The organism is Mycobacterium sp. AZCC_0083, assembly GCF_014202335.1.
Taxonomy (GTDB): Bacteria; Actinomycetota; Actinomycetes; order Mycobacteriales; family Mycobacteriaceae; genus Mycobacterium.
Window position 1 is genome coordinate 99,702 of sequence record NZ_JACHGP010000022.1, and the last position, 26,635, is coordinate 126,336.

Here is a 26,635-nt window from a genome sequence, read left to right on the forward strand (position 1 = left end):
CGACCACTGCCACACAGCCACTGCAGGCCGAACCGGGCGGCGGCGATGGGACCTGCCTACGAGGGCACTCCGATGTGCCCTGTTGTAGGTGAATGAGCCGGACGCCGGATCGCCGTCACATCAAGTCCAGCTCCTTCAGATCGGCCAGATACTTGCGGATGAGGTCGACACTGATATGTGGGATGTCGTGTGTCGGGCCCACTTTGGCGGCCTGCACCGCCTCGCGGAACACCGCCGTCGGGGCCAGTGCGCCGCGCAGCGGCTGTTCGGGGACCCGGTAGGCGTCGAGTAGCAGCAGGGCTGAGCGTTGGCGCTGCTGTTCGGGCAGGGCCCGTAGCGCGCCCTCGAAGCGCGCTATCCACTCGGCGTGATCGTCCACGCGGGTGATCGCGGCGCCCTCGTCGATGAGCCAGTCCACGACGACGTCCAAGGAGATGCCGTCGTCATGCGGGTTCATCACGTCGTAGGACCGGAACCCGTCGAGACCGTTAGCACCGATAGTGGTGATGGCCTCGGCGACGAAGTCGGCAGGCAGCCCGTCGTAATGTGCTCGCGGGCGCGCGCCGGAACCGTCCTCGGCGTAGAAGGTGCGCGGCGCAAGCCCCGTCGACAGCAGGCTGATCAGCAGGCGGGTGAACGCGTCGGGGACGTTGAGCTGACCGGCGAACCGACTGTGCGCGAGGATCATGTCGGATCGGAAGACGCTGACCGGCAGCCCGCACAGATCGTGCGCCTCACGCAGCAGCACTTCTCCGGCCCACTTGCTGTTGGCGTAGCCGTTGGCGTAGTTGTCGTCGATCGGCCGGTGTGCGCTGACCGTGCGGATGTCGCCGTCCTCGATGAAGTCGGGCACCCCCATGGCCACGGCGACCGTAGACAAGTAGGTCACCGGCTTGATCCGCTCGCTGATGGCCAGCCGGATCACCTCGGCGGTGCCAACGACGTTGGGGCCGAACAACTGCCCGTACGGCAGCACGTGGTTGACCAGGGCCGCCGGATGCACGACGAGGTCGACGTCGCGCGCCACTCGCTGCCAGGTCGCCTCATCGAGGCCGAGGTTGGGTTCGCCGATGTCACCCGGGATCACCTCAAGGTGCTCGGCGGCCAACTCGCGGAACTGGATCGACATCGCGGGGTCGGAGTCGAACACCCGCTCAAGTCGGCGTCGTGCCGAGTCGGCGTCATCGCCGCGCAGCAGCGTGATCAGTCGGCCGCCGGTGTTCGACAGCCGCTGCAGCCACTCCAGGGTGAGGAAGCGGCCGAGGTAGCCGTTGGCGCCGGTCAATAGCACGGTCTGGACGTGGTCGGTCGCAGCCGGTAGCGATTTGGCCGCGTTCAAGGTGGTCAGGCCGATGAACTTGTTCAGGGTCAGATCTGCTGCTGCGATCGACGTGACGCCGGCGCCGTGCACAGTCGTGGCGGTGGGACGCTGGCCGCCGGATGCGCGCTCGGATTCCACGTAGATAGCCAGCGCGGAAAGGTCGGTCGACGGGCCGATGATGACACCGACTGGCACCTCGACGCCGAACACTTCGCCGAGCAAGTTGGAAAAGCTCAGCGCCGACAACGAATCCCCACCCAGGTCGATGAAGTGCGCATCGGGTGCGGGCGCGGCACCCGGCAGTCCGAGCAGCGCCTGCGCGGCCTGGATCACGGTCTCGGTCACCGGTTGGGTGTGCGCCACGTCCCGTAGTGCGCGGAGTTCATCGGAGCGGGCCTGCGCCAGCTCGGCGTAGAGCAGCTCGAGCCGCTGGCCGTAGTGTTCTTTGAGTTTGGGCCGCAGCAGCTTTCCGACACCGGAGAGCAGGCCGTTGGCGGCGGTGAACGGATCGGTTTCGATGAGGAAGTCGACGGGCACCTCGTAGGACTGCAGCTCGGCGGCGCGCGCGGTAGCCCGCAGCGAATCGCGCAACTCACTCTTCAGGTCATGGTGGTCGGGACAGCGCGTGAGAGCTTCGTCAGTCGGCACGATCACCGCCAGCAGCGAGGAGCGCCCGCTGTTGCCGTAGACGAAGATCTGCCGGACCAGCGGCGCGCCAGCGTAGACCGCCTCCAGGTTGGCCACTGCGACGAACTCTCCCTGCGCGAGCTTGAGCACGTTGTTGCGGCGGTCGACGTAGACCAGCTGGTCAGGCGCAACCTCGGCCATCACGTCGCCGGTGCGGTAGTAGCCCTCAGCGTCGAAGACCTCGGCGGTGACATCGGGCCGCTTGTAGTAGCCCGGCATCGCTGCTGCCGTCTTGACCAGCAGCTCCCCGCGGGGATAAGGACGGTCGGTGCTGAAGTAGCCCAGCTCGGCAACGTCGACCAGCTTGTAGTCCATCACCGGCGGGCGCATGATTGCGCCATCGCGGGTCACGCCGCCTACCTCGGTCAGCCCGTAGATGTCCGCCAGTTGCGCGTGGACGCAGCTTTCGAGGAATGCCCGCGTCTCCTCGGCCAGCGGGGCGGTGCCGACGAACCCACCCAGCACCCGGTCACCGAGCAGATCCTCGCGCAGTTCGGCCTTCGCGATGGCGTCAGCCGCCTCGGCGCCCTCTCCCGCGCCGCGCAATCGGTCAACGCGGGTCTGGTAACGCTGAAACAGCATGTCCACCACTCGCGGAACCACGACCAGCTGGGTGGGACGAACCAGCGCCCAGTCCTCGAACAGAGTAGACAGATCGCTTTCGGGAACGAAATAGCTTGTGCCGCCGGACTGAAAGGATGCCATCAACGGGATGCGCCCGCCCAGGTGGTTCAGCGGCATGAAGTTGACGTTGAGGACCGGGGTGCCGGTGACCATGTCGCTGGTCCACATCATGCACAACATGCGCTCGGTCCACATGGCACCCTTGGGTAGGCCGGTGCTACCCGATGTGTACACGATCATTGCCAGCCGCTGGTCGTCGTCGCCGTCGAAGCCGGGCGGCACCGGCAGCGTGCGCCCCTGCGCGATGACATCGGAGAGGATCTCGATGCTCACCGGAGTGTCAGAGAACCGAATGCGGGCCTCCTCCAGGGCCTCTCGCTGCGAGTCGACTTCGGCGTTGTAGTCGAAGACCATCATCCGGCGCACCGACGAGGTGCTCAATGCGCACTCCACGGCCAGATCCAGATAGTCGGCGCTAACCGCCAGGACCCGAGGTTCGGTCTCGGCGAAGATCGGCTGCAGGCGCGACGCCGGCGAATTATGCTGCAGCGGAACGCCGACCAATCCGAGATAGTTGCAGACCAGATCGACGGTCAGGTAATCGGCACTGGCAAAACCGATGCTGGCGACGAAGTCCCCCGGCTGAACCGGCTCGCCGTCGGCGGTCCAGGCGGCGGCGATCGCCGTCACATTCGACCACAGCTGACCGTAGGTGATGGTGTCGAACGCGGGCAGCAACTTCTGCTCAGCGCGGCCGGTGGCCGGGTCACGGACGATGGATGTGGCGCGCGTCCCCAGGGCTGGCCGATCCGCGTAGCCCTCCATGAACCGACGAAGCACCTCAGCAAGCCGGATGCCGGGGCGACGCGCGGCCTCCATGACGGCCATCGACGGCCGTGCCGCCTGCAGCTGAGAATCGGTCGCGTAGAGCTCCGTCAGGCGTAGGGTCCCGACGTCACCGGGGATTTCGGTCGTCATATTCATGCCTTTCGTCAGCGGTGATGCTGCGAATCCTGAGTTTATAACGCTGTACTCAGCTACGGTAATTCGTACGCCCGCGCCGGGTACGGCTCCCGCCCCTTCCGAACGACTCCGCCTGCCCGATAGGGGTCCACTGCGCGAGCGAACCATGGCGTCCGCACGGACGCCATTCTACCCCAATGGTATTCGTTGTCCGGCGTGCGGTTCTCGCGCGCACGCCGAGGTCACCAGGTTGAGCCAGCCACGCTATACCGGCACGACCTGCCTGTGCCTGCCGTGCATACGCTTCAGCGAAAACCGTCAAGCCAACCTGCACCGCGCACTCCTCCCAAGATCGTGTGACAAACGGCGCGCCACCGACACCGTCTTCATCGAAACGCTTTTCGGACTGGTTTTCGTTCAAGCTCGTTCGGCGCCGACCTCGACCAGCTGACCCGTAACGTCCACACCGGCCGGGGAGGCGACAACGCGGCGAGGTCGGCGACCGCGTCGCGGCGGCGCTGGCCTTGCTCCAGCGGAGCATCTCGTGGCGCACGGGTGTACTGCGCCAACCGTTGCCCACGATGTGTTCGTTGAGCCGTCGCCCGAGCCGATTCCCAGAAGAACCGGCCGTCGACCAGGATGCTCATGGACGCGGGCGCCTGTGCGATGACTACCGGGTGGTAGCGATGCGTGGGGCAGATGACCCCAGTGCCGAGCCGCAACCTCAATGGGCGCGGATTCATGGTCAACGCAACCAATCCCCAGGCGCTAGTTTTCTATCTGGCTGTGCTGCCGCAGTTTGTCACCCCAGCGGCTTCACTGTTGAGGCGGTACGCAGTGATTGGATTGACCTTTGTCACAACAGATATCGTGGTGGTGAGTAGCTATGCCGGGCTCGCTACGCGGCTGGTCACCATTCTCGGAAACCGGTAAACACTGATCGTCAACAGAGTCTTCGCCGGGCCGTGCGCCACCGCCGCGGTGGTGATCGCGCTGGTGCGCCGTGCGCCGAGAACGTAGTGGCCGACGTCGTGTCTCGGAATCCGTTGTCGAGAACCGCGGTTCGGTGTGGGGCATCGCGCGAAGCGCCATGTGTTCGGGTCGTTTGGCAATACTAACGAGTTAGCCTGCGGCAGTTTACTGCTGGCGCATCTCCGCCGTGGGCCAGCGGTGCAGAAGAGTTGGCGGGTGTTGCGGACCCGGCAGGTCTGTGATCGCGAGCGCATCGACGCCACACGCGGTGATGTGTCGTACATCTCTTTGCATGCGCCGCGTGAACCAGTCGGCCGCCGCTGATGTTGATTACCTTATGGAAGCGGGTTCCGACCACCGAGATCCCGACAGCGATGGAGGAGTTCCATGGGTTCCCCATTGGCACAAACGATTCCGGCCGCCATCGCGAATCCCACCCGGGGTGTGGCGGGTACTGTCCAAGGCTGGTTACTTCATCGGGCTGATCGGTGTGGTCGGTGGCACCTTCTTATATCTAGTGGTCCTGCGGCCCGTGCTGTCCCAGCGACTGGTGGACGACTCCGGCTGCGCGGTACTGGAGCACAAGTTCGCCCTGTTGCTCGCCAGCGCCGGCGCTTTCTTTTTGGTGGCGTCGTACCTTCAGCTCGCCGGCGTGATTGCCCGCGGCAAAGGGCCTGCACATGCCCGCATCTCGTACGGCCACGCCCTGTCCCCAGCAGCGATCGGGCGTTATGTGACTGCCCCCGGCACCTCATCACACTGGATCTCCCCTGGCGCGATGGCGGGCATCCAGTACGGGCTGTGGGTGCTTGCCGCGATCGTGCTGATGCTGCTGTGCAGCGCCTGGTGCTCGGCCGAGGCTACGTGGTTCCCACGCGCGCCTCGCAGACCGCCCGCCTCGCAATGGCTTGATACGTCACCAACCAAGCTTTCGATTGGCCGGCGCACCGCAAGGCAGGACAACCCGGTGCAGAGATTTCCCTCCGACCCGACGGCCTCCTGCGCGGGTACTGACTCAACGGTCCTGCAACGGTGGACCGTCCGCTATCGCATGGATCCGACGTCGTTCACGGTCAAACAACATGACTCATCGGTAAGTTTTATCACGGCACGTGAAGCGTGCTGCTGACACGAATCGAGGTCAAGGCCAACGCATTCCTTGCGATTTGCGAACGGAACGGTGAGGCGACGGTGCCTAGATTTGCTGTTTGGTGTCGTGTGTGACGCTGAAGTCGGCTTCCGGATTCATGCGGGTGCCCTACGTCAGTGGCCAAGCCGGATCTGTATGCTGCCCGCTCGCTGAAGCTGGTCGAAGGTGTAGCTGAGTTCGCCGCGCCGGTTCACGGATATGACATAGCGGTCTTGGCCCCCAGTGATAGACAGGCTAAAGGCGAACGTGCACGTCGCGGGGTTGCCACGGCCCTCTCCCAATGCCGTGGTGGCCAACACTTCGCCCGTGCCGTTCTTCACGGTTAGCTGGGTATCGCGGCCGATATCAGAGAAACCCTTGATTCCCTCGCACCGTGTGCCATCCGAGGCGATCGAGCTGACACCCATACTCGCCATCGAGTCGGTAAGCACGAAAGTGCCCGACACCGAGGCAGTTTCAAGGACGCGGAAATCCGTGGAAAACTGCGGACAGAAAACGCCCATGGCGATTTTGTCGGCCTTTGTACCTTGCTGCGGGCCGCCGTCGCTGAGCTGTCGGCATACCTGCCTGCCGTGGGCGAGCGCCTCGGCGTCGGAGGTGAACGCGCCGGCCAGATTGGAGTCGCGCAGATCGGAGAGATAGGCGGTCTCGGGCGAGGCTGGTGGCGGGCGGAGGGGATGTTGGATACACCAGACGGCTGCGGTGATCAGCCCGACGATGGCTGTCATGGCGGTCGTGCCCAGCCAGGTCGATCGGATGCTTTGAGGGCCTGGCGCGGGTATCTCGATGTATCGCCGGAGCATCCGGCCGCCGACGGGGTCGGTCGTCTCGGCCTTGCCGTTGCGCACCCTGTTGGTCGGACGGTCGGTGACGAAGTATCGACCTTCATGGCGCGTCGTCGGATCAGGCCTCCATCCGGTCGAGGTGGCAGTGCCACACTGGTGTCCTATGCGGTTATCGCCATCATCCGATCCGCAGTGCCCGATGGCGATCAGCTGGCCCTCGACCGCGGGCGTTCGGCCGGAACGTCTTTGGACGATCCGAACTCCCCAAGCACGAATGAACGCGACGCTGCGGCGCATCCAGCCTTCTGTCCCATGCACGCCTCCTCGGTAAATGACCCCCCCTCAACTTCAACGCCACGGAAACGGAAATCATTCAGTTTCTTCACCGCCTCTTCTACGACCCATTCCCATCCCCGACGACCCTTGGTTTATCCCGCCTCAAGCCAGATATCGAGAACGAGCCGGAAGCTCGAGTGTGTTCTCATTCACCGAACATTTCAGAAGGCCACTTCTGTGGCCGCGGACGTAGAGGTTGCCAACCGCGTTGCATTGCAAGGTAAGTCACGCCTTATGCGGTCTCGAAGGGTCGCCTTAAGACCCCCGGCGGGCCACATGCTGTTGCACCTTCTGGACGTTGTCGGGTGTCGAGCAAAGTGTGGGCCTGAGCGAAGGTGACTCTGCCTCGACACATCGGCCGGGCGTGTAGTCTCGCGATCGTGTCAGAACCGAGCGAAAACGCCGCGCCGTCAAGACAGAGCGGGTTTCGTTGGCTCGGTGGGGTTCTGGTTCGCCATCCGGTCATTGTGATCCTGATTTGGGTCGCGATGGCAGCGATTCTCCCGGCGCTTCTGCCATCGTTAGCTCAGATCGTTCGCGATCGGCCCGTGAACTTGTTGCCCGCTCACGATCCTGCAACCGTCGCCGCGACTCAGATGGCTTCTGCTTTCCACGAGGGCGAAAACGCCCTGTTGGTTGTGCTCACCGATGAGCAGGGGCTCGGGCGAGCGGACGAAGACACCTATCACGGCGTTGCTGACAATCTGCGGCGAAATCCCGGCGCCGTCAGCACTGTTCAAGACTTCATCACTACGCCACCGTTGCGTCAAGCCCTCGAGAGCGGAGATCATAAGGCCTGGGTACTGCCTGTAAGTCTGGTCGGTGATCTCGGCACCCCCACCGGGCAAGACTCTTCTGAGTGGGTCACCAAGACCGTTGCCGACAGTACGGCGGGCACATCCCTCACCGCTCACGTAACTGGACCTGAGGTTACGTTCATCGATCAGGTGGTGGTGTCGGAACGAGACGTACGGGTGGTTGAGATTGCAACCGGGCTCATGGTTCTCGCCATCCTGCTCGTTGTGTATCGACGGCCGGTGACGATGGTGGTGCCGCTGGCCATGATCGGGGTCGCCCTAGTCGTCGCCCAGAGCCTGGTCGTCTTGCTGGGGGTCCTAGGCTGGGGTGTTACCAGCCAGACCGTCGTTTTGCTCAGCGGAATGATGATGGGCGCCGGCACGGATTACGCGGTGTTTCTGATCAGCCGCTACCACGAGTATATGGAACGGGGAGCAGCCTCAGACGATGCTGTCGTCGGAGCGCTGGCCGCCATCGGAAAGGTGATAGCTGCCTCGGCAGGTACGGTTGGGTTGGCCTTCCTCGGCATGAGTTTCACGAGGCTTCCGCTGCTTTCGACGATCGGTCCGGCACTCGCCATGGCGATCGCGGTCGCGTTCCTCGCCGCTATTACCCTGCTGCCCGCAATTCTCGTGATCACTGGACGGCGTGGATGGATAGCGCCCAGAAAGAAACTCATGAGCCGCTTCTGGCGGCTCTCCGCCGTGCGCATCGTACGTCGGCCGCAGCGGCACTTGGTTTTTAGCCTCGTCGTGCTTCTCATTCTGGCCGGCTGTGCAACTCTGGTTCGCTACAACTACGACGATCGCACCACATTGCCGGCATCAGCACAGAGCAACGTCGGTTACGCCGTCATGGAGCGCCACTTCGCCGTCAACTCCCTCATCCCGCAATATCTGCTCGTTCAATCGCCTCACGATCTGCGCACCCCCGAAGCGCTCGCCGACCTCGAAGAGATGGCTTCTCGGGTTAGCCAATTACCAAACATAGCCTTGCTACAAGGAATAACCCGACCTACCGGGCAAACCCTCCAGCAGGCGACACTGTCTTACCAAGCCGGAGAAGTCGGCACCAGGCTCGGCGACACGTCTGCCCAGATCAACAGCAATTCGCATAATCTCGACAAGCTCACGGACGGAGCCAAGCAACTTTCGGATACTCTTGCCCGCGTCCGCGGCGCGGTCAGTCAATCGACGACCATCATCACCACCCTCGTGGGCACGCTAACGGATGTCGAAAACCGTTATGGTGGGACGGCGAACCTCGCACACCTCGACGATTTGGCAAGGCTCGTGTCGAACTTGCGGTCCGCTGGTAAAACCATCGGTGTCAACATGTTCGACATCGACCAGCTACTCGGCTGGACAGGACCGGTGATGAACGCGTTGAACTCCAGCCCAGTTTGCGACGCCGACCCGTCCTGCACCGCCGCGCGCACCCAGTTGCAGATCGTCGACACCGCTCGGGCGAACGGCACCTTCAACCAGCTCTCCGAACTCGCACGTCAACTCCAGGGCATGGCAGACGATCAATCGATCGAACGGCTTCGCGCATCGTTGAACACCGTGATGAAAAGCCTCCGCAGTATGGGTCTGACCAGCCCTCAGGCTGTCACCAGGCAACTGAGCAGTCTGCGGCAGGGCGCCAATGAGATCGCCGATGGCAGCAAGCAACTCACGGACGCCGTCCAAACACTGGTCGACAAGACAAAGGACATAGGTTCGGGCCTGTCTGAGGCTTCAGCCTTCCTCCTGTCCATGCGAGACGGCGCGTCTCAGCCCTCGATGGCCGGGTTCTTCGTGCCCCCACAATACTTCGGCATTGAACAGTTCAAACAGGTCGCAGGATTCTTCATTTCACCAGACGGACACACCGCTCGCTATCTAGTGCAGTCAAAGCTCAACCCCTTCTCGACAGCTGCAATGGATCAGCTCGACGCAATACTCGACACCGCCGGCAAGGCACAACCAAACACCTCACTTTCTGACGCCACGATATCGGCGGCTGGAATAACCGCTCTGTACCACGACATGCGGGCCGACTTCAACGACGATCTCCGTTTGATCATCATCATCACCGTCGCGGTGGTGATGCTCATCCTCATACTGCTGCTGCGTGCTATCGTCGCTCCTCTGTATCTTGTTGCCTCCGTTATTATTTCCTATATGGCTGCACTGGGCATCGGTGTCATCGCCTTTCAGTTCATTGGAGGCCAGCCGCTCTCGTGGAGTGTTCCAGCGCTGAGCTTCCTCGTATTGGTGGCAGTAGGCGCCGATTACAACATGCTGCTGGTTTCCCGAATCCGCGACGAGTCCTCCGACGGTATCCGCTTGGCGATCATGCGCACCATTCGCTCGACCGGGAGCGTCATAACCTCCGCGGGGCTCATCTTCGCCGCGTCAATGTTCGGACTGCTCTTCGGTAGCGTCAGCACGATGGTCCAGGCCGGATTCATCGTGGGGGTTGGCATCCTGCTCGATACCTTCATCGTGCGCACCGTGACTGTGCCCGCGATGGCCGTTCTCGTCGGACGAGCGAACTGGTGGCCTTCGAAGCCGAGAACCGCTCCTGCAACCGATGTGTCGCGCAACCGGCTTCTTGCCAATGAGTGGGATCGGGTCAAGTCGTGGAAGCCAGCCTTCCACCGACGGGTATCTCGAATGAGACGGCCGAGCAAGTGATCCCCCGCTGCGCAAGCCTCGACCTGCCGACACAACGCACCGAGGTAGAGTCCGGTCGAGTGCTTGAATCCGAGTCTTCTCACCGCCGCTCAGGGCATTAGGGCGCGCTCGGGCTTCATGTACGACCAGACGATGCCACGCATCTTCGCCACTAAGAACGCTTCGAGGGCCACCTCCACGAATCCCGCTTTTGCAGAGCCAATCCGACCGCCGTCAGGTCCGGGACGCCGTGCAATGAGCACCGCCTCGACCGTTGTTCATCTGCTACCGTGCGCGCACGGCTGGGCCGGGGCCCGTAGAGCAAGCTGGCGAGGCGCTGCACGCCGAACCGCCTCTGCCACTTACGGGCACTGGAAATGTGCACGTCCAGCTTGTCTGCGATCGCGAAGTTACTGAGCCCATCAGTTGCGAAATTAATACCGCTCAACCTCGGTCAGACTCACCACGGCGCCGGGCCGACGATCCGTGAACTGGTCATCGCGGCATGCTCGTTCGCTCTGACCACCGGCGTGTTCATCAGTAGCCCGCTACTCCGCAAAACAGCGGGCGCGAGAGGAGGCCGAGAGGTTGATTTGCGCCGGCTATGCCGCTGTCACCCGCATTACGGATTCGAGTTCAGCGATGGCGTCCTCGAACAATTCCGTGAGCCGGTTCGTGTCGCCAATCGCCTCTGCGCAGGTTGTGAAAGCTACGCCGATGCGTCCGCACGTCGACACCACTGTCAAGTTGAGGAGTTGTCCGGGAAAGATAGGGGCCGCTGCGAACAGCCCGTCCAGCGCGCCCCCGAGCAGATATTGGGGCGAGCTTGGGCCGGCCACATTCGAGACCGTGACGTTGAATGACGGCCGCACACGCCCACTCAACCCGGTCACCGATTGCAACAGCGTCGGCGCCATTGCCAGCAATGTGTGCACATCGGCGGCCTCCTGGGACAGCGATGCGAGGTGCTCTTTGGCCAGGCGGCTGGAGCGGACGATGTTACCCAGCCGTTCGGCTGGGTCAGCTAGATCGGTGAATAGGTTCACCAAGATCAGTCCACTCGCATCGTGGCGAGGATCGACATCTGGTCCCCGGTTGGAGACCGGAACGCCTGCAGTCAGACTGCGATGAAGCAGTTCACCCTTCTCGCTGTGGTACTCGCGCAACACCGTGGAGAGCGCCGCGAGGATGAGCTCATTGAGTGTTGCGTCAGCACGGCGCGCCAACTCCCACAGCCGTGCGCTGTCGAACTCGAGTGCCGCCCAGCCCCGGTCACCACTCAGTTGGCCGTTCAGTAGGCGCGAATACGCGCAGCGGAGCGGAATGGCGATTGCCGGGTCGGTCCGCCGCCACGCCTCGACGAAGATTCTCCACACCGACCAGGCCAGTTCGCGCATCACGCCCAACGTGCGCGCGAAGCCGAGCCGCCGACGGCCCGGCTTGCCACTCGATGAGCGCTGGGGTTGGGACCAGATCAGCTGCGCGTCGAGGTCATTGGGGTCTGACGAAAACGTACGCGCCATGAACTTGACCAGGGTCGCGGCATCCATCAGCGCATGATGGATCTTCAGGCACAGCGCAATCCGGCCATCGCTCAGCCCGTCGATGATGTGGAATTCCCACAACGGCTTGGTTCGGTCCAGCGGCCGCGAGTGGATACGCGCGACCGCGCATTCGAGGTCGCGCATGCTGCCGGGCGACGGCAGCGTCGCGCGCACCACGTGCTGCGAGAAATCGACGGCGCTGACGTCGATGACTTCCCATCGTCCACGCGGCCGTCGGCCAGGCACGCGGTAGCTGAACGGCGCGGTGACGGTTGTGGTCGCGTGCGCCCACGCTATCAAATCCTCGACGAATGCCGATGCGCTGCCCGATATCCGTAACAGGGGCACACCCGATATGTGGGTGTGCACGACCTCGGTATCGGAGGACAGGAATATCCGGTCCGGCATGGACATCTTGATCCGCTGGATGCCTTTCGCTTTGGTCGTCATACAACCGCCTCCATATCGAAGCGCAGGGCTTTTGCCTGAATGGTCAGTATTCGGCTCGGCATGTGTGTCAGTACGTAGTTGCGCGCGCGTTGCACTGCGCGATTCTCGGACTGCTCGAGCGTTGCCAGCCGGCGAGCGGTCCGGACCAGCATCCTCGTTCGCTTTCGCCGGAGATCCTCGTACTCCCGGAGTGCCGCAACGGGATCGCTTCCTCTGTCCAGGGCTCCGGCGAGCACGTAGCCGTCTTCGATCGCCGAGCTTGCGCCCTGTCCCAATGCGTCGAGCATCGGGTGAGCGGCGTCTCCAACCAACGTGACTGCCCCTCGTCCCCATTTCGATAGAAACGGCCGGTCCAGTGGCCGGGTGGTGACGATCGCTGCCTCGGGCGTCGCGCTGATGACCTCGACGACCTCGGGAGCCCAACCGTGGTAAGCCTCGACGATGTCGCTCTTGGCAGCCTTGGCGCGGCGATCCTGGCGCGGTGCCATGTTCTTCGTGCCCCACCAGTAGGCCGTGCCTCCGCCGATGTCGGAAAGCCCGAACCGCTGGCCGTGGCCCCAGTACTGCCCGGTGTATCCCCTTACCATTTGGGGATGACTGAAGGGGACCGTCGCCAGCCAGCACACATATCCACCGTCGATCGGCGCGGACTGGCCGGCGATGGCTGCTCGCACCGCCGAGCCGATTCCATCTGCGCCGACCAATACATCCGCCGATAGCACTCGGCCGTCCGCGCAGCGGATTGCGGGACGCCCGCCTCCAGCGTCCACGCCGACGGCCTCCGTACCGTAGTGAATGGGTGTGTCCCCGCAGGCGTCTTTCAGAATGGCCATCAGGTCGTCACGACCGATGCAGACGATCGGGTCGCCGAGGTCGGTAGTGACGGACTGGACTGGCAACGCGCGCAGCAATTTTCCGGCTGCGGTGCGCATTTCGAGTCGCTCGGTGACCTGACCACAACGTCCGTCACCGAGGTCGATGCCGAGTGCACGAAGTACCGGCGTGGCGTTGTTGGCTATTCCCAGGCCTGTACCGCTCATGCGGGCAGCCGGCGCCGCCTCGCAGATCTCAACCGGTATTCCCCTCGCCCGCAACGCTATTGCGGCGGTCAATCCGCCGATTCCCGCCCCGACGATCAACACGCTTGGCCGGCTCATCGCCGCACCCCATTGATGGCTGACGCGAGCTTGGCTGCCACGTCAACAACGTGTGGCTGCCCCATCATCGTCATGTGATTTCCCTCGATGTCAAGAACGATGAGGCTGCGTGGCGCAACTCTCTCCCAGCCGTTTGTGCTGCTGTCGAAGTTGCTACCAACGGCTAGATGGACATCCCGCCACGACCGAGGCAACTCTTCCCGGCATCGCAATAGAGTTACGTCGCGGTCGAGCGGGTCATGGTGGTAATTCAGCGTGGCCTCGTAGTGCGCAAAGAACATGTCGTAGAGCCGGCGAATCGCTTGCGGCGATGTGCCTGCCGGCAGGATTCCCGCCGTAATTGCATGTTTCAGACCAGCTTTGAACATATCATCTCGTCCCTCACCGACCAGCGTCAGCTCCGTCACTCGCTCTCCGTGGACGCCCCACATAAGTTCCATGAAGAACCATGTGACGAGTTCCTCCTCGCTGGCCGCCTTGCGGGGGCCGTCACCGATCGTGACGGTGTCCAGCAAGACGAGCGCTGCGATATCCGCCTCGTCGAGTTGACGAGCCATTTCCACCGCGACGTATCCGCCGAAGGACCAGCCGGCGAGCACGTACGGACCATCGGGATGTACCCGTCGAATCGCCGCCAGGTACGTCGCGGCGAGCTCGTCGACGGTGCGAAGCGGTGAAATACCCGGCTCGGCGCCTGGCGCCTGGAGTGCATAGACCGGCCGTCCGGGCTGTAACTGCTTGACCAGATCGAGGTAGCACAACACATTTCCGCCGATCGGGTGCACCAACACCAGTGGCGGATCCTCGCCGTCGGCACGCAACACCACGACCGGATCAAACTCATGGACCTCACCGCTGCCCACCAGCGCGGCCAGTGCGGCCGCATCTGGTGAGGCGACGAACGTGCTCAGGGGCACCTGAACACCCCAGCGGCGCTCGATCGCCATCACGACTCGCAACGCACCGATGGATGTCCCGCCCGCGGCGAAGAAGTCCGCGCCCGCCGTGACCGCATCACTTTTCGCGTACTCGGCCATGATTTCCGCGATCGCCTGTTCGCCCTGACTGCCCGCCGAACACCCGGTGCTCGGCGTAGGCGCCAACGGCAGTGGACGCTCCATCAGCGCCCGGTCGTCACGCTTGCCGCTTGGGGTCAGTGGCATCTCCCACAGCCACACGAAGTGGTGGGGAACCATGTGGGCAGGCAGCACCTCGCGAAGCTGCGCCCGCAGAGTGTCCGTCGACAGTTTGCCTTCTTCGCCAACCAAGTAGCAGACGAGCACACTGTCGATCTCCGCTAGCCGGTGTGCGACCACTGCGACCGATCGGAGCACATTGTCTGCCACCGCCAGAATGGCGTTCTCCACCTCGGCGCACTCGACCCGGAAGCCGCGCACCTTCACCTGACGGTCCGTGCGACCGAGATATACGATCTCGCCGCTAGGTAGCTGTGTGCCCAGGTCGCCGGTGCGGTACATCCGAATCCCGTTCACAGTGCTGAAGCGCTCCGCGGTCAGGTCGGCACGTTGCTCGTAGCCGTGTGCCAGACATGTTCCACCGAGCCAGATCTCGCCCGTGGCGCCCCCTGAGACCGGACGGCCGTCTTGGTCGAGCAGCTGCACCGTTACGCCATCGATGGGCCGGCCGATCGGTGGCAGTGTTGGATAGTCCTGCGGTGGCCCGAACAGCGTGTAGCTGGTCACGACGTGAGTCTCGGTGGGGCCGTATTGGTTCTCCAACAACAGCTGCGGGTTGGCGCAACACCACTTTCGGATCTCAGGGGTGATCCTCAACTGCTCTCCCGACGACACCACGACCCGCAGGGCAGGCATCGGCAGTTCGGCGATGAGCGCGGCCTCGACGAATGCCTGCAGTGCTACGAACGGCAGAAAGACTCGTTCGACCGCATCCTCGGCGACCAGCCGCACCAGAGCAGGCAGGTCTCGACGATTCGGTTCCGCGACCAGTCGTAGCGTCCCACCACCGCACAGTGTCGAGAAGACCTCCTGGAACGACACGTCGAACGACAGCGGCGCGTACTGCAGCGTGACGCCTCCGACCATTCCTGAGCTCTTTTGGTTCTGCCACCTGACCAGGTTGGCCAGCGATCGGTGCGGCATCGTGACGCCCTTGGGCTCACCGGTCGAACCGGACGTGAAGAGCACGTAGGCGGCGTCGGCCGGATCGATCGCAGGCAGTGTTGTGGTGGGTGTCCCCATCAGTACACGCACCTCAGCCGGGTCGGACAGCACGCGGAACGGCTCCGCGCGGGCCACCATCGCATCAATGCGTTGTTGCGGATAGGAGCGGTCCAGCGGCACCACGGCCGCACCCGCCTTGAGCACGCCCAGAACCGTGGCGATGAGCTCAGGCGAGCGGTCCAGCATCACCCCCACGCGGGCACCGGCCGGCATGCCGTCCGCGAGCAGGCCCGCGGCGATCCGATCGGCACCTTCGGTCAGTTCGGCGTAGCTCCAGCTTTCGCCGTCTCCGAGCAGTGCGACCGCGCCAGGAGTGGCCGCAGCTTGGGCCGACACCCGCTCCGCGACATCGCCGTAGGCGATCGTGCTGAAATCGACGGGCGCATCGGGCTCGCGGACGATGGTCGCGAGGATTCGCAGGTACGACTCGGCGTACTCACGTATCTGTCCGGCGGTCAGTGCGGCCGGGTCTGCGCTGACGCGCAGTGCCAACCGATCTGAGCGAGGGTCTGAGCCGACCGTCACCAGCAGAGCGAAGTTCGTCTGCTCGAGTGCTTCGAAGCCGACCAGCGACAAGTCCGAGCGTGTGACGAGCGAGCGGAACTGGTGGTAATTGACGAAGTTGAATACCGCAGACACGACCTCGCGGCCAGCGTCAGACTGGATGGCCTGCAACGGGTACCGCCGGAATTGATGGCTGGATCGTTCGAACCTGGTGAGCTGCTCGACGGTGTCGATCCAGCTGGCCGGCCGTTCGCGCAGGCGGACGGGGATCGTGTTGAGAAACAACCCCGCCGTTCGTTCTGCGCGGGCCACCCCTGGGCGGCCATGGGTGATGAGGCCCGTGGTGACGTCATCTTCGCCAGTCGCGCTTCGCAGCGCCAAGCAGTGCGCGGCCAACATCACCATCTTCAATGTCACATCACGGTCGGCAGCAAGTCGCTGTGCCGACTCTTGTAGCCACGTCGGAATCACGTATGTCACATCGGATTTCGATGTGCACGCCTGGGGCTCGTGCGCCGCGCGGGACTCCAGTGTGGTGGGGTGAGAGCCCTCCAGTGCGCGCTGCCAGAACAGCCGCGCTTCGGGGTTGTCACGGGCCGCCTGCTCGAGTCGGGCGAATTCGGCCAGCGCCAGTGTGGAATGCGGTTCTCCGTCCACCGGTGCGATACCGGCGCCCATCTGCGAGAGATAGTCGGCCAACAATTCCTGCATTAGGCTGGCGACACTCCAGCCATCAAGCACTGCGTGATGGAAGGCGAACACCAAGTCGACCCTGTTATCGGCCGCCACGTACGCCCGCATGCTGTAGAGCGGTACCTCATCGAAAGCATACGGCCGAACGGCACGCTCAGCCGAGTACGCGCTCTGCTCGGCGTCCGTCGCGCCAGTCACCACGTCGAAGGCAGACGCCACGCTGCGATGGACGATCTGGACCGGAACCGAATGCCCGGTCAGTTCGAACGATGAACGCAGGGCGGGATGGCGCGCGACCAAGCGGTTGAACGCCTCGACGAACTCCGCTTCCCGCCAGGGCATCTGCAAGCGGTAGGTGAAGACGTCACGATAGGCCGTCGAATTGACTCTTTCCATGCTGTGGAAGAGCATTCCGAGTTGCAGTGCGGTCGCCGGGAATGCATCTTCGGCGTGCTGCAGTGCCGCACGGTCGATCAGCGGCACTAGCCCGAACGGCTCGACCACGGCCGATTCTGTGGGCATTGAGCTGGCCACCGACCCGGCAAGTTCGGCGATGGTCGGCTTGGCGAACAACTCGTCGATGTCCAGAGTCACACCGCGGCGCTCAGCATTCGTACGCGCCGTCAGCGCAAGAATCGAATCGCCGCCGATGAGGAAGAAATTTTCGTGAACACTGACGGACTCGAGGCCGAGAACCTCTGCAAATACCTCGGCGAGCACGGCTTCGGCCTGGGTACTTGGGGCCTGCGCCGTCCGTTCTACCGAGGGCGTCCCCAATGCGCGTCGGTCGATTTTGCCGCTCGCGGTCACGGGCAGTTCCGGCAGCCGTACGAAGGCGGTCGGCACCATGTAGGCGGGCAGCCGCAGGGAGACGTGCGTCGCGAGTTCGTCGACGGTGAGCTCATCGGCAGCGTAGTAGCCGACGAGATGGGTGCCGTGTGTCTCGCTGGCGTCGGCAACCGCGACGGCGGCACGAACCCCTGGGCACGACAACATCGCCCCGTTGACCTCGGCGAGGGTGACCCGGTTGCCCCGGATCTTTACCTGATCGTCGATCCGGCCGAGATACTCCAGAGTGCCGTCGGGACTCCAGCGGGTTAGATCCCCTGTGCGGTAACGACGTCCGCCCGGCACTGACTCGTCGTCGACGAATGCCGCTGCAGTCTCATCGGGTCGGTTGCGGTAACCGCGGGCCACGCCCACCCCGGCGATGTTGAGCTCACCGGCAATGCCGACGGGGGTCCGATTCCCGCGATCGTCGAGTACCTGCAGCGTGATGTTGTCTATCGGCCGGCCGATCGGCACGGCGCCGACGGACCCCGCAGTGGGGCAGTCGTAGTAGCTGACGTCGACAGTCGCCTCGGTCGGGCCGTAGAGGTTGATCAGCCGCGGTGGCTGCGCCAACGAAGCGGCCAGCCGATTGAACCGCTCGACCTGCGCAGGCGCCAACGCCTCTCCGCTGCAGAACACCAAGCGCAGGGGGGAGATCCGCGTGACGGCGTCCTCCTCGGCCTCGATCTGGTCCAGGAAGGGCCCCAGCATCGACGGTACGAAGTGCATCACTGAGACGCGGTGACGCTCGATGACCTCGATGAGCTTGCGCGGGTCGCGTTCCGCCCCGGCGGGCGCAATCGCAACACCCGCGCCTGCCATCCACCACCACATCAACTCCCACACAGAGACGTCGAATGCGGTAGGCGTCTTCTGCAGGATCACATCGTCGACGTGCAACGGGTACTGGCGCTGCATCCAGGCCAGCCGGTTGACCACCGAACGATGTTCGATCATCACGCCCTTCGGTCGACCCGTCGAACCCGACGTGTGGATGATGTACGCCAAGTCGTCCGGAGTTGCGACGGCCGGAACGGGCGCGCCATCGGACATGTCGGCGGAAACGAGGTCAATCCCCAATTGTGCTGCTAAAGAACCCAACTTGGGCGCAGCGACGATGGCCCGGGCCCCGCACTCGGTCAGGATTGCGCGGATACGCAGCTCTGGATACTCCGGGTCGATCGGCACATACGCGGCCCCCGCCCGCATGATGCCGTGGATGGCCACCAGCATTTCGAGCGACCGGGTCAGGATCAGCGCGACGCTGTCGCTCCGTCCGATTCCATTGTCGCGCAATCGCTGCGCCATACCGTTTGCTGCTCGGTCGAACTCGTCGTAGCTCAGTGTGCGGTCGTCGGCGTACACCGCAGCCCGGTCAGTCGAGACGACGGAGCCGACTTGATCGGTAGCCAGCCCGGTCGGGACATCGATGACGGGACCGGCCTCAAACGAGGCCAGTTCGGCCCGTTCGTTGTCGGACGACATCACGAGGTCGCCCACCGGTGTGTCGGGGTTATTGACCGCGGCCTCGAGCAACGCCGTCAGGTGGCGCACCGCTGCGGTGAACGGGTACGGGCCTACGAAGGCATCGTCCGCGTAGAACACCTCTACGTCGAGCGACCCGTCGGCCTGATAGTCGCGGACGGCGATGTTGACGGCGTCCAGAGAGTAACCCGTTGCCAGCACGGTCATCTCTTGCCGCATCCAGTCGTTGTCATCGGTGGCGGGAATCGTGGAGTACGAGTAGGTGACATCGAAGAGCGTGGGAGCCGTGCCCGTCTGCTCCTGCAGAGCGTTGACGATATCGCCGTAAGCGAACCTCTGGCGGCCCTGCAGATCCCACACCCGGTCGCCGATACGGGTGGCGAGGTCAATGACAGAGGCTGTCGGGTCAGCGGGTAGGTGCAACGGCAACATGTTGACCAGGTCGCCGACGGTGGCCAGTTCTTCTTCGGAGAACCGATTGAGGAACGGAACGCCGATCACGATATCGCCTTCGCGGTGCAGACGGCGCAGGAATTCGCCGAGAACGGCTGCGGTGAAAGCAAACATCGATACTCCGGTGCCACGGATGTGCTGTGCCGCTTCTGGACTGATCCGCAGCGCGTGCTTGCTTCTGCGGTGTTCACGCACCGATGCCGCGCGGGCGAACAGGGCGGGTTCGACGTCGCTCAACCCATCGACGAAGAATCGTCGATCGTCGGTCCACTCGGCCGAAGCCCGGTAATCCTGCTCAGTGCGGACGATGTCAAGGTAGCTCGGCGCTTCGTGGTGCCGGATGGTCTGGTCGCGACCTGCGGAGTACTCCCCCAGAATCTCGTTCATCGCCAGGCTCATGCCCCACCCGTCACCCACCGCGTGATGGAAACATCCGTAGATCACGAACGAGTCGGACCGGTCGACAAGAACCGCGAAGCGCGTGAGCGGCCCGTCCATCGGCAGCACCGCCTCGGCTGCCTGCTCGATCCAGCGGGCGCACGAGGCCTCCGGAACTGCTTCACCTGTGAAATCGACGCACTCGAGTTCCGGCACGAGGGTGCTCAGCCACTGCCGCAGACCGTCGTCACCCAACTCGAAGCGCAGCCGAAGCGCATCGTTGCGTATGTGTGCCCGCTGCACACACTCCTGCAGCCAATCCAGATCGACGGTGCCCGTCAGCCGCACATGACCAACTACCTGCACAAGGGGAAGGTCTGGATAACGCATGCCGGTGGCCACGATGTCGCGTTGGTACCCGGTCAGCGGCCACATCTGCGAGCCGGAGCCGGATGCCGGTTCATCGGCGGCCCCCGTTTCGAAGAACCGGGACAAGAACTGGCACAACTGGATTGGCGTGGGGTAGTCGAACACCGCTGATGTCGGAAGCTTCGCCCCCGTCGCCGCTTTGACACGGTTGCGGAACTCCACGGCACCCAGTGAGTCGAAGCCGAGCGCCCTGAACTCCTGGTCGCCGCCGACCGCGTCGACAGAGTCGTAGCCCAGCACCGCTGCAGCCTGACGCCGAATGAGATTGAGGAGCTCGCGCTCCCGTTCAACCGCGCTCATCGCCTCCAACCGGTCGGCGAGGCTCGTCCCGGATGTAGCAGAATCAGCGTCGTCCATCTGGCGACGAGCCGGGCCAACTAGGCGGCGGAAGAGCGCAGGTACCGCTGCCTGTCCGGCCGATCGGGCGCGACCGCGCATACCGGCTAGGTCAAGCTGGGCAGGTAAGGCAAACGAGTTTGATTGGCGCAGAGCTGCATCGAATAGCTCCAGCCCGTCGGCCGTCGACATCGGGGTGAAGCCAACGCGGCCCATCCTGGCCTTGTCGGCGCTGTCCAAGTGGCCGGTCATCCCGGTGGCCTCGGCCCACCATCCCCACGCCAGTGACACCGCGGGCAACCCGAGTTGCGCGCGATGGCGGGCAAGTGCATCCAGGAATGCATTGGCGGCGGCGTAGTTGGCCTGCCCCGGCGATCCGAGAACTCCTGCGGCGGAGGAGAACAGAACGAACGCGGCCAAATCGGCGTCGCGGGTGAGCTCATGCAGATTCCAGGCGGCATCGACCTTGGGGCGTAGTGCCGTCTCCAAATGTGCCGGCGTCTGCGCGGTGAACACGGAATCGTCAAGGGCACCGGCGGCATGAACCACAGCCGTCAGTGGATGGGCCGCGGGGATCCCGGCGAGCACCTGGGCCAATGACTCGCGGTCCGCTGCGTCACACGCCTCGATCCGCACAGAGGCGCCGAGAGCGGCCAGCTCGGATTGGATCTCGGCGGCACCCTCGACCGACTGACCCTGCCTACTCACCAGGAGCAGATGACGCACACCGTGCTGAGTGACCAGATGGCGCGCGACGAGCCGACCGAGCACACCGGTGCCGCCGGTGACGAATACCGTTCCGTCGCCGTTAAGAGCGCCGGGCACAGTGAGGGCGAGCTTGCCGGTGTGACGCGCCTGGGCGAGGAAGCGATACGCGTCCCGTGCGTCACGAATATCCCATGCCCGCAGTGGAAGCGGGCGCAGCTTGCCGGACTCGAACAGTGTGACCAATTCGGCAAGCATCACGCCCAGCCGGTCCGGCCCTGGTTCGAAGAGGTCGAAGGCGCGGTAGTAAACGCCGGGATGACTTGCCGCGACCTCGGTGACATCACGCACATCGGTTTTGCCCATTTCGATGAACCTGCCGCCGCGCGGTAGCAGCCGCAGCGACGCGTCGACGAACTCGCCGGCAAGAGCGTCGAGCACCACGTCCATTCCCGCCCCGCCGGTCGCCTCGATGAACTGGGATTCGAAGTCGGTGGTGCGGGAGTTTGCTATGTGATCATCGTCGAAGCCCATGTCCTGCAACGTGTCCCACTTTGCCGGGCTCGCTGTCGCGTACACGTTCACGCCCCAATGCCGGGCAAGTTGCACTGCAGCCATCCCGACGCCGCCCGTGGCGGAATGCACCAGCAGGCGTTCGCCCGATCTCAACGACGCGAGATCTGCCAACGCGTAGTAAGCGGTGAGAAAAACCGCTGGTACGGTGGCGGCCTGGGCGAACGACCAGCCCTCCGGAATCCGCGCGATGGTCCGGTGGTCTGCACACACAACGGGTCCTGCGCCAGTGAACATTCCGAACACCCGATCGCCGGGCGCGAATCTGACCACGTCGTCGGCAACATCGAGAACCACGCCCGCGCCTTCGCAGCCAATCACCGCATCGGGATCGGGGTACATGCCGAGGGCGATCATGGTGTCCCGGAAGTTCACGCCGACACAGCGCACGCCGATCCGGATCTCGCCGGCCGCCAATCCGCCTGCCGTCTCTGGAACAGGACGCAATACGAAGTTGCGCCGCTCGAGGGTACCGTCGCCGAGCGTGGTCAGCCGCCAGTTGTCCGAGCCTCCTGGTTTGGCGCAGGACATCTCTTCGGCCGGTATCCGGGCTATCTGCGGTGCCCGCCACGTCCCCGCCCGCCTCGCCAGTTGCGGTTCGTTGCTGGGAAACTCGATCGCGCCTGCTTCGACGGCTTCGTCGATATCGTCGACGTCGGCAAGAATGATCGCGCCCGGGTTCTCCGTCTGTGCGGTGCGCAACAGACCCCAGATCGCAGCCTGACCGAGGTCTGTCACCCGGTCGGCGGCATCAACCGCGACGGCGCCGCGGGTGAGCACCAACAGCTGCGCGTCTTCGGGCCGCTTTGCGTCGGACAACCACTCCTGTACGAACTCGAGAACCCTGGCCAGGCCACGGCGCGCGGCCGCGGGAACGTCGTCCTTGGACGTGTCTGTTGGCGGGCACGGCAGGACGGTGAGATTCGCGCGAGGCAGCGAGCCAGCGGCGGCCGACACCGGCGCCCAATCAAGGTCGTAAAGGGCGTCGTCGACGGTGGCGGTCACAGCAAGCTGTCCAGCGGCTACGCCACGCAGCGTGATCCCACCGATTGCGCAGACCAAAGCGCCTGAGCTGTCGCCGATCCGGACCTCCACTGTGTCGGCGTTGACCGGAGTGATCCGGCCGCGCACGGTGCGGGCGCCCGTCGCGTGCAGCGATACTCCCTGCCAATCGAACGGCAGCCTGGTCAATTCGGTTTCGGCCAGAATCCCGCTGGGGTCGACGACCTGCAGAATTGCGTCCAGCAGCACCGGATGTAGACCGAATCGCCGTGCATCACCACTGACCTGCTCCGGCAGCGCGGCTTCGACGAACACCTCGGTGCCTCGGCGCCATACCCCACGCAGACCGCGAAACGCGGAGCCGTACCCGTATCCGCGCGCGGCGAGCTTCTCGTAGGTCTCCGACACGCTCATCGGCAGACTGCCCGCTGGTGGCCACTGGACGAAATCCGATTCGGTCGTAGCGGAGGCGTGGGAGTCGTGAGGCCTCAGAACACCTTCCGCGTGGCGGGCCCAGCTCAGGTCCGCACCGTCACGGTCAGTGCGCGAATAGAACCGCACCTGCCGCTCACCGTTTTCGCGAGGCGGCCCGACGATCACCTGGACAAGCAGCGCACGTCGCGCATCCAGGACCATCGGAGCCTGCAGCACCAGCTCCTCGACGTGTGGGCACCCGGTCTCGTCTCCGACGTGCAGGGCCATGTCGACCAACGCCGCTCCAGGAACGACCACCGTGTCGTGCACCCCGTGGTCTGCCAGCCACGGTTCGGAGTCCAACGACAGTCGCCCTGTGAAGATGACCTCGTCGGAATCGGCGTGTGACACCATCGTGCCGAGAAACGGGTGCTGGGCGCGTGCGACGCCGAGGCTACGCGCTTCTACCGAGCTTTCGGCGGCAGTGAGCCAGTAGCGCTTACGTTGGAAGGGGTAGGTGGGCAGATCTACGTGTCGGCTCGCGCCGGAATCGAAAGTGCTCGCCATGTCGGCTGAAATGCCACCGACGTATGCCTCGGCCGCCGACAGGAGCACCCGAGCCAGTCCACCTTCGTCACGCCTCAGTGTGCCCACGACCCTGTGGTCGTCGCCGAGGTCGTCAAGGGAATCTGCGATCCCCGCGGTGAGCACTGGATGGGCGCTGCACTCGACGAACGCGCGGTAGCCGAGCCGGTGGGCGGTGCGGACCGCGTCCGTGAACCGAACTGTCTGACGAAGGTTGGTGAACCAGTAGTCACCAGTGAGTTGTTCGGTGTCTATAGGCTTGCCGGTCACCGTAGAGATGAACTCGACGTCGACCGAGCGCGAGTGCACCCCTGCCAATGCGTCATGCAACTCTGCCCGCAAACCGTCGACATGTGACGAGTGCGACGCGTAGTCGACCGGAATCCAGTTTGCCCGCAGTTCATCACGTTCACACATGGCCATGACTTCGGTGAGCGCGTCGGCCGATCCGGATATCACGGTGGAAGACGGACCGTTCTCGGCGGCTACCGCGATTCGGTCGCCCCACGGCTCGATGAGCCGGGTGACGGCGTCGACGGACGAGGCGATCGACAGCATGGCCCCGCTGCCCGCGATCGCGCGGATGGCTTTGCTGCGCAGAGCAACCACTCGAGCTGCATCGGCGAGCGTGATCGCGCCCGCGACATAGGCTGCGGCGATCTCGCCTTGCGAATGCCCGATCACTGCGTCGGGATGCACACCGAGCGCGCGCCACTGGGCCGCCAGCGACACCATCACCGCGAACAGCACAGGCTGCACGATGTCGACCCGCTCCAGTGCGCGGTTGTCGGCGACGCCGAGCACGACGTCGAGCAGCGACCAGTCGACGAATTCGGCAAACACAGCGTCGCAGGCTTGCATGTGTTCGGCAAACACGGATGACGATGTCATCAGCTCGGCCGCCATTCCCCACCACTGCGAACCCTGCCCCGGAAAGACGAATACTGTCTTGGCGATTCCGCTCGCCCTGCCGGTGACGACGTTGATCGCCGGAGTGCCTGCTTCGATCGCCGCAAGACCACCGAGCAGCTCCTTGCGACTTTCGGCGATCACCACGGCGCGGTGTTCGAAGGACGCGCGGCGGGTCAGCGAATGCGCGATGTCGGCCGGATCGAGATCGCCTCGGCTTTCGACGAATTCACGTAACCGCGATGCTTGCTCGGCAAGCGCGACAGGAGTGGTGGCCGACAGTGTCCACGGCACGACCTGCGGAGTGGCATCAGGTACCTCGTCGGCGGTGGCTGGAGGTGCTTGCTCGAGGATGACGTGGGCATTGGTGCCGCTGACACCGAACGACGAGACGCCGGCCCGGCGTGGCCGATCGGTCGCCGGCCACGACCGAGCCATGCCGACGACCTCGATTGTGCCCGCCGACCAGTCGACCTGCGGGGTGGGGCTATCCAGATGCAGGGTGGCCGGCACGACGCCGTGGCGCATCGACTCGACGGTCTTGATTATTCCGGCTAGACCAGCCGCCTGCTGCGAATGCCCGATATTCGACTTGACCGAGCCGATGAGCAGCGGCTGGGCGGAGTCGTGTGCCGCGCCATAGGTCGCCTGCAGCGCTCGCACCTCGATCGGATCACCAACCTTGGTGCCGGTGCCATGAGCCTCCACGACATCGATGTCCTCCGGACGTAATCCGGCGTCGGCCAACGCTGAAGTAATCACCCGTTCTTGCGCTCCGCCGCTGGGCGCTGATAGCCCGTTGGACGCGCCGTCCTGTCCCACCGCGGTCCCGCGGACCAGCGCAAGAACCGGAAGCTGCAGCGCGCGGGCGTGGGACAGAGTTGTCAACACCAGCATTCCGACGCCCTCGGCGACGCCGAAACCGTTGGCCGAAGCGGCGAATGGTTTGCATCGACCGTCTTCTGCTAGCGCGCCCAGGCGAGCGAAACCGACATAGATGCTCGGCGAGCAGACGACTGTTGCGCCACCGGCCAACGCTAGTTCGCATTCGCCAGACCGAAGCGACCGGGTCGCGTGATGCACGGCGACCAGGGCCGCGGAACAGGAGGTGTCAATCGTCACGGCGGGTCCGTGGAGGCCAAGAGCATAGGCGATCCGGCCGGAAGCCACGCCGGACGTGGTGCCGGTCGTCAAATGACCGGCGTTGCCTTCGCGGTCCTCGTAGATGCGTGGGCCGTACTCCTGAGCGCCGGCACCAACGAACACGCCGGTGTCACTGCCCCCCAGCTCCGTTGGGTCGATGCCGGCCCGTTCCAACGCCTCCCAGGCGGTCTCGAGCAACAGTCGTTGCTGCGGGTCCATGGCGTGGGCCTCGCGTGGCCCGATCCCGAAGAACGGGGCGTCAAATCCGGCGACCTCGTCGATGAACCCTCCCGCCCGCACGTAGGTGGCTCCTGGTGCGTCGGGGTCGGAGCCGAACAGGGTGTCGAGCCTCCAGCCCCGGTCGGTGGGAAAGTCCGAGATCGCGTCTTTCCCGTCACGCACCACCAACCACAGATCCTCCGGGGAGACAACGCCGCCAGGAAAGCGGCAGCCGATGCCCACGATCGCAATCGGCTCGCTGGCAGTAGCAGATCCAGCCGTACTTGGACGCATTGGCGCATTCATGGACAAGTCTTCTCTCCCAGAG

8 protein-coding genes are annotated in these 26,635 nt (G+C 64.2%); 3 read left to right on the forward strand and 5 right to left on the reverse strand.

Features of this window, described 5'->3' with window-relative positions:
• Positions 1-115: 115 nt before the first annotated feature.
• Positions 116-3,610: a carboxylic acid reductase gene (gene car / locus HNP02_RS37200; RefSeq protein ID WP_184445688.1), complete on the reverse strand. Its 3,495-nt coding sequence runs from the start codon at positions 3,608-3,610 to the stop codon at positions 116-118.
• Between the two features lie 726 nt (positions 3,611-4,336).
• On the opposite strand from car, the gene HNP02_RS43335 reads away from it, so the two are divergent.
• Entirely contained in the window at positions 4,337-4,528 is a 192-nt protein-coding gene (locus HNP02_RS43335) for a LysE family transporter (protein ID WP_255507425.1), read from the forward strand.
• A 340-nt stretch (positions 4,529-4,868) separates the two neighbouring features.
• Positions 4,869-5,696, forward strand: a complete 828-nt coding sequence (locus HNP02_RS37215) for a hypothetical protein (protein ID WP_184445670.1) — start codon at positions 4,869-4,871, stop codon at positions 5,694-5,696.
• A 134-nt stretch (positions 5,697-5,830) separates the two neighbouring features.
• On the opposite strand, the gene HNP02_RS37220 is transcribed toward HNP02_RS37215, so the two are convergent.
• Positions 5,831-6,799, reverse strand: a complete 969-nt coding sequence (locus tag HNP02_RS37220; protein WP_221318441.1) for a DUF732 domain-containing protein — start codon at positions 6,797-6,799, stop codon at positions 5,831-5,833.
• 419 nt (positions 6,800-7,218) lie between these two features.
• Between HNP02_RS37220 and HNP02_RS37225 the strand changes: the two genes are divergently transcribed.
• Positions 7,219-10,317 (forward strand): RND family transporter, encoded by a 3,099-nt coding sequence (locus HNP02_RS37225; RefSeq protein WP_309241830.1) that lies wholly within the window; start codon positions 7,219-7,221, stop codon positions 10,315-10,317.
• Positions 10,318-10,898: 581 nt separating this feature from the next.
• Here HNP02_RS37225 and HNP02_RS37230 read toward each other — a convergent pair.
• The 3 genes from HNP02_RS37230 to HNP02_RS37240 are packed head-to-tail and all read right to left on the reverse strand — an operon-like array spanning position 10,899 to position 26,613.
• On the reverse strand, positions 10,899-12,290 hold the full coding sequence (locus HNP02_RS37230) for a wax ester/triacylglycerol synthase domain-containing protein (protein WP_184445671.1): 1,392 nt from the start codon (positions 12,288-12,290) through the stop codon (positions 10,899-10,901).
• Entirely contained in the window at positions 12,287-13,447 is a 1,161-nt protein-coding gene (locus tag HNP02_RS37235; protein ID WP_184445672.1) for an FAD-dependent monooxygenase, read from the reverse strand. Before HNP02_RS37235 ends, HNP02_RS37230 begins: the two co-directional genes overlap by 4 nt.
• The gene (locus tag HNP02_RS37240; RefSeq protein WP_309241831.1) at positions 13,444-26,613 is read right to left on the reverse strand and encodes a non-ribosomal peptide synthetase/type I polyketide synthase; all 13,170 of its coding nucleotides are present in this window, start codon (positions 26,611-26,613) and stop codon (positions 13,444-13,446) included. The genes HNP02_RS37235 and HNP02_RS37240 overlap by 4 nt, the downstream gene beginning before the upstream one ends.
• Between the last annotated feature and the right edge of the window lie 22 nt (positions 26,614-26,635).